Annotated in this window: 1 protein-coding gene; it reads right to left on the reverse strand. The window is 75.8% G+C overall.

Going from position 1 to position 6,985, the window contains the following annotated elements:
* A partial coding sequence (locus tag V6U77_RS25110; RefSeq protein ID WP_334609155.1) for a type I polyketide synthase occupies positions 1 to 6,967 on the reverse strand: 6,967 nt, incomplete at its 3' end.
* Between the last annotated feature and the right edge of the window lie 18 nt (positions 6,968 to 6,985).

Here is a 6,985-nt window from a genome sequence, read left to right on the forward strand (position 1 = left end):
TGTGGAACGCGTGACTCACCGTCAACCGGCGCGTCCGCGCGCCCCGGTCCCGCCAGACCCGCTCCACCTCGTCCAAGGCGTCGACAGCACCGGAGACCACCACTGCGGCCGGACCGTTGACGGCCGCAATGCCCACCCGGTCGCCCAGCCCGGCGAGAGACTCCACCACCGCAGCCTCGTCCGCCGCCACCGCCAGCATCCCGCCACCGGCGGGCAGCGCCTGCATCAACCGACCCCGCGCCGCCACGAGGGCACACGCGTCCGTCAGGGACAGCACGCCCGCGACGTGCGCCGCCGTCACCTCGCCGATCGAGTGACCGGCCAGCGCGTCGGGCACGATCCCGAACGACTCCACGAGGCGGAACAACGCCACCTCGACCGCGAACAGCCCGGCCTGCGTGAACACCGTCTGGTTCAGCAGGTCAGCCTCGGCGGAGTCCGCCTCCGCGAACAGCACCTCCCGCAGCGGACGCGGCAGCAGCGCGTCGAGGTGACCGCACACCTCGTCCAGCGCCGCGGCGAACACCGGGAACTCGGCCGACAACTCCCGGCCCATGCCCGCGCGCTGCGCACCCTGACCGGAGAAGAGCAACGCGAGCTGACCCGGCTGTCCGCCCGGGCCGGCGACCACGCCGACCGAGGGCTCGCCGGCCGCCACGGCGTCGAGGCCCGCCAGCACCTCGTCGCGGCTCGCACCGGACACGACCGCCCGGTGCTCCAGCACGGACCGCGACGCCACCGAGGACCACGCCACGTCCAGCGGACGCGGGGCCCCGGTGCCGCTCAGCCACGCCGCCCAGCGTCCGGCCTGCGCCGACAGCCCGGCCGCGTCCCGGGCCGAGAGCAGCACCGGCAGCACCGACGGCGTCCGGGACGGCTCCCCGTCGACCTGCGGCTCGTCCCCGCCGGTCGGCGCGGGCGGCTGCTCCAGGATCAGGTGGACGTTCGTACCGCTGATGCCGAACGACGACACGGCGGCCCGGCGCGGCCGGTCCACGGCCGGCCAGGGGCGCGCCTCGGTGAGCAGGGACACCGCGCCCGCGGACCAGTCCACGTGGGGCGTCGGCTCGTCGAGGTGCAGGGTGGGCGGAAGCAGGCCGTACCGCATCGCCTGCACCATCTTGATCATGCCGGCGACGCCGGCGGCGGCCTGGCTGTGGCCGATGTTCGACTTGATGGACCCGAGCAGCAGCGGCCGGTCGGCGGGGCGGCCCTGGCCGTAGGTGGCCAGCAGTGCCTGCGCCTCGATCGGATCGCCGAGGGTCGTGCCGGTGCCGTGCGCCTCGACGGCGTCCACGTCGGCCGTGGTGAGCCGGGCGTTCGCGAGGGCCTGCCGGATCACCCGCTGCTGGGCGGGGCCGTTGGGGGCGGTCAGGCCGTTGGACGCGCCGTCCTGGTTCACGGCGCTGCCGGCGACCACGGCGAGCACCTGGCGGCCCTGCCGCCGGGCGTCGGAGAGCCGCTGCACGAGCAGCACGCCGACCCCCTCCGACCAGCCGGTGCCGTCGGCGTCGGCGGCGAAGGACTTGCAGCGCCCGTCCGGGGCGAGGCCGCCCTGGCGGGAGAACTCGACGAAGGCGCCGGGGGTCACCATGACGGTGACGCCGCCGGCAAGCGCCATGTCGCACTCGCCGCCGCGCAGCGCCTGGGCGGCGAGGTGCACGGCCACCAGGGACGACGAGCAGGCGGTGTCGACCGTCACCGCCGGGCCCTCCAGGCCGAAGGTGTACGACACCCGGCCGGAGATGACGCTGTGCGCGCCGCCGGTGAGCTGGTAGCCCGCCAGCTCGGCCGGGGTGTCGGTGGTGCCGTAGCCCGACGGGGAGGCGCCGACGAAGACGCCGGTACGGCTGCCGCGCAGCTCGTCCGGGTCGATGCCGGCCTGCTCCATGGCCTCCCAGGACGCCTCCAGCAACAGGCGCTGCTGCGGGTCCATGGCGACGGCCTCGCGCGGGGAGATGCCGAAGAAGCCGGGGTCGAACGTGGTGGCGCCGTCGACGAAGCCGCCCTCGCGGGTGTGCGAGACCGCTCGCCCGTCGGCGTCGACGGCCAGCAGCCGGCCCATGTCCCAGTTCCGGTCCCCGGGGAAGCCGCTGATCCCGTCGCGCCCCGTGGCGACCAGGTCCCACAGGTCGTCCGGGTTGGCCACGCCGCCCGGGTAGCGGCAGCTCATCCCGACGATGACGATCGGGTCGTCGTCCACCGGCCCGGCGGGGCCCCACGCGGTGACGGTCTCGACCTCGTGCAGGCGCAGCGTCGCCGACAGGTGGTCGGCGAGGGCGGCCGGGTTCGGGTAGTCGAAGACCAGGGTGGTGGGCAGGGTCAGCCCGGTGGCGGTGCCGAGCCGGTTGCGCAGCTCGACCGCGGTCAGCGAGTCGAAGCCCAGTTCCTTGAACGCCCGGTTCGCCTTGACCAGATCGGTGCCGGAGTGGCCGAGCACGGCGGCGGTGTGCGTGCGTACGAGGTCGGTCAGGTGACGGTCCTGCTCGGCGCGGGGCAGCGTCAGCAGGTGCTGGCGCAGCCCGCCGCCGGCGGTGTCCTCCGGTTCCGCGTCGACCACGCGCAGGGCGTCGCGGGCCTCGGCGATGTCGTCGAGCAGGGGGCGGGCGCGGGCGGCGGCGAACGCCGGGGTGAACAGGGACCAGTCGACGTCCGCCACGGTCACCGACGGCACGGCCCGGCCCACCGCGCTGCGCAGCGCGTACACGGCCTGGGCCGGCGACATCGGGCTGAGGCCGCGCCGGGCCAGCAGTTCCTGGCCCTCGCCGCTGGCCATGCCGCCGTCGGCCCAGGGGCCCCAGGCGACGGCGGTGGCGGCCAGGCCGCGGGCGCGGCGCCGCTCGGCGAGGGCGTCGAGGAAGGCGTTGCCGGCGGCGTACGCGGCCTGCCCGCCACTGCCCCAGATGCCGGCGATGGAGGAGAAGAGCACGAACGCGTCGAGCGGCCGGTCGCCCAGCAGCTCGTCCAGGTGCACGGCGCCGGCGATCTTGCCGTCCAGCACCTCGGCGAGCCCCGCCAGGTCGGTGTCGGCCAGCATGGCGAGCTGACCCACCCCGGCGGCGTGCACCACCGCGGTCAGCGGCGCCGGGTCGGCGTCGACGTCGCGCAGCAGCGCCTCGACCCGGGCCCGGTCGGCCATGTCGACGGCGGCCAGGGTCACCCGGGCGCCGAGCCCGGTCAGCTCGTCGCGCAGCTCCGCCGCCCCGGGGGCGCATTCGCCCCGGCGGCTGGTCAGCACGACGTGCGCGGCGCCGTTGGCCGCCACCCAGCGGGCCACGTGGGCGCCGAGCGCCCCGGTGCCGCCCGTGATCAGCACGGTGCCCGACGGCTGCCAGCGCTCGACCGCGCCCACGGCGGCCGGCGTGGCGCGGACCAGTCGTCGCACGAACACGCCGGCGGGCCGTACGGCGACCTGGTCCTCGTGGCCGCCGCCGGTCAGGACGCCCACCAGGTGGTCCCAGTCGCTGCGGTCGGGGCCGTCCGGCAGGTCGACCAGGCCGCCCCAGAGCTGCGGGTGTTCCAGCCCGGCGACCCGGGCCAGGCCCCAGAGTCCGCCCTGGGCGACGCTGCGGACCGGGTCGGTGTCCCCGGTGCCGACCGCGCCCCGGGTGATCGTCCACAGCGGCGCCGCCACGTCGGCGGCGTGCAGCGCCTGCACCAGCGCCATGGTGGCGGCGGTGCCGAGCGGCACCGCCGGCCGGTCGGGGTGCGGCGAGTCCAGCAGGCCCACCAGGGAGACGATGCCGGCGAACCGGGTGTCTCCCACGGCCTCGGCCACCCGCGACGTCACTTGCTCACGCTCCGCCGCCGGGTCCACCGCCAGCCGGGACACCTCGCCGCCCGCGGCGGTCAGCGTCTCTGCGAGCGCCTCGGCCCACTCCGTCGCGGGCGCGTCGCCGTCCGGCTCGACCAGCAGCCAGTGGCCGGACAGGGTGACCGGCGCGGGGGCGGCGCTGCGCTTCCACACCACCCGGTACGACCAGCCGTCGACGACGGCGTCGCGTAGCCGCGCCCGGCGCCAGGACGACAGGACCGGCAGGGCCGGGGCCAGCACGTCCGCCCCGGCGTCGCCGAACTGCGCGGCCAGGGCCGCCACGTCGGAGCGCTCCACCGCCGACCAGAACTCGACGTCCACCACGTCCGGGCTGACCGGGCCGCCGTTCGACGCCGGCATCTGCTCGGGCCAGTAGCGCTGCCGCTGGAACGCGTACGTGGGCAGGGCGACCGGGGTCGCTCCGGCGCCGGTGTAGAGGGTCGGCCAGTCGACGGGCGCCCCGTTGACGTGCAGCTCGGAGAGGGCGGCGAGCAGGGCCGGGGCCTCGGGGCGGTCGGCGCGCAGGACGGGCACCGCGATGACCGGCGTGTCGTCGGCGTCGGCCGGTTCCTGCCCGCTGAGCACGTCCCGGGTCATCGCGGTCAGCACGCTGCGCGGGCCGATCTCCAGGAACGTGTCCACGCCCGCGTCGCGCAGCGCGGTGACCCCGTCGGCGAAGCGCACGGCCTGCCGGACGTGACGGACCCAGTAGTCGGCCGTGCGGATCTCGTCACCGGCGAGCGCCCCGGTCACGTTCGACACGATCGGCAGCGACGACGCGGAGAACGACAACCCGTCGAGGACGGCCCGAAACTCGCCGAGCATCGGCTCCATCAACGGACTGTGGAACGCGTGGCTCACCGTGAGCCGGCGCGTGCGTACGCCCCGCTCCCGCCAAACCCGCTCAACCTCGTCGAGCGCCTCGACGGCGCCGGAGACCACGACCGAGGTGGGTCCGTTCACCGCCGCGACGCCGACCCGGCCGGCCAGGGCCGTGATCGACTCGGCCACCGCCTCCTCGGTCGCGGCGACGGCCACCATCCCGCCGCCCGTGGGCAGCGCCTGCATCAGCCGACCCCGCGCCGCCACCAACGCACACGCGTCCGCCAGGGACAACACCCCCGCCACATGCGCCGCGGTGACCTCACCGATCGAGTGCCCACCCACGAACTCCGGCACGACACCGAACGACTCCACCAGCCGGAACAGCGCCACCTCGACCGCGAACAGACCCGCCTGCGTGAACACCGTCTGGTCCAGCAGCTCCGCCTCCGGGGCGCCCGCCTCCGCGAACAGCACCTCCCGCAACGGACGCGGCAGCAACGCATCCAGATGACCGCACACCTCGTCCAGCGCCGCGGCGAACACCGGGAACCCGGCGGACAACTCCCGACCCATGCCGGCGCGCTGCGCGCCCTGACCCGAGAAGAGCACCGCGAGCGGACCTCGGTCGGCGGCCTGCCCGGCGACCAGCGCGCCGGACGGTTGACCGGCGGCGAGGGCGCGCAGGCCGGCCAGCAGGTCCTCGCGGTCGGTGGCGGAGAGCACCGCGCGGTGCTCCAGCGCGGAGCGCGACACCACCGACGACCAGCCGACGTCGACGGTGCGGAGGCTCCCGTCGGCCTCCAGCCACCGGGCCCAGCGGCCCGCCTGCGCGGTCAGCGCGCCCGCCGAGCGGGCGGACAGCAGGACGGGCACCACCGGCAGGGCCACGGCGGGGGCCGGGCGGTCGTCGGCGGGGGCCGTGCCGTCGGCGTCGGGGGCGGGCGGCTCCTCCAGGATGGTGTGCGCGTTCGTGCCGGAGATGCCGAACGACGAGACCGCCGCCCGCCGCGGCCGGTCCACCCGCGGCCACGGCCGGGCCTCGGTCACCAGCGACACCTCGCCGGCCGACCAGTCCACCTTGGGCGTCGGCTCGTCCACGTGCAGGGTGGACGGGACGACGCCGTGCCGCATCGCCATCACCATCTTGATCACACCGGCCACGCCCGCGGCGGACTGACTGTGACCGATGTTCGACTTGATCGAGCCGAGCAGCAGCGGCTGGTCGGCGGGGCGGTCCCGCCCGTACGTGGCCAGCAGGGCCTGCGCCTCGATGGGGTCGCCGAGGACGGTGCCGGTGCCGTGCGCCTCGACGGCGTCCACGTCGGCCGTGGTGAGCCGGGCGTTCGCGAGGGCCTGCCGGATCACCCGCTGCTGGGCGGGGCCGTTGGGGGCGGTGAGGCCGTTGGACGCGCCGTCCTGGTTGACGGCGCTGCCCCGGATCACGGCGAGGACGGGGTGCCCCTTGCGCTGCGCGTCCGAGAGCCGCTCCACCAGCAGGATGCCGACGCCCTCGGACCAGCCCGTGCCGTCGGCGGCGGCGGCGAACGACTTGCACCGGCCGTCGGGGGCGAGCCCCCGCTGCCGGGAGAAGCCCACGAACGGGCCGGGGGTGGCCATGACGCATACGCCGCCGGCCAGGGCCAGGTCGAAGTCGCCCTGCCGCAGCGCCTGGCACGCCAGGTGCAGGGCGACCAGCGACGACGAGCAGGCGGTGTCGACCGTGACCGCCGGGCCCTCCAGGCCGAGGGCGTACGCGATCCGTCCGGAGACGACGCTCGTGGCCGTACCGGTCAGCAGGTAGCCCTCGTCGGTGCCCTCGGCCTCGCTCTGCGGGCCCATGCCGTAGCCGTTGGCGGCGGTGCCGACGAAGACGCCGACCTTCTGCCCGCGCATGGAGGCGGGCGCGATCCCGGCGTGCTCGAAGGCCTCCCACGACGTCTCCAGCAGCAGCCGCTGCTGGGGGTCCATCGCCATCGCCTCGCGGGGCGAGATACCGAAGAACTCGGCGTCGAAGTCGGCCGCGTCGTAGAGGAAGCCGCCCTCGCGGGTGGTGGACCGGCCGGCCCGGTCGGCGTCCGGGTCGTACAGGTTGTCCAGGTCCCAGCCGCGGTCCGTCGGGAAGCCGCCGATCGCGTCGCCGCCGGAGGCCACCAGCTCCCAGAGCTGCTCGGGGCTGGCGACGCCGCCCGGGTAGCGGCAGGACATCGCGACGATCGCGATGGGCTCCCGGGCGGCGGCGGACAGCTGCTGGTTGAGCTGGCGGAGGCGGCCCGTCTCCTTGAGCGACGCGCGAAGCGCCTCGACGACCTTGTCTGCGGACGTAGACATCATGAGCTCCGTACTGGG

The sequence above is a fragment of the Micromonospora sp. CPCC 205546 genome (assembly GCF_036902715.1).
Classification (GTDB): domain Bacteria; phylum Actinomycetota; class Actinomycetes; order Mycobacteriales; family Micromonosporaceae; genus Micromonospora.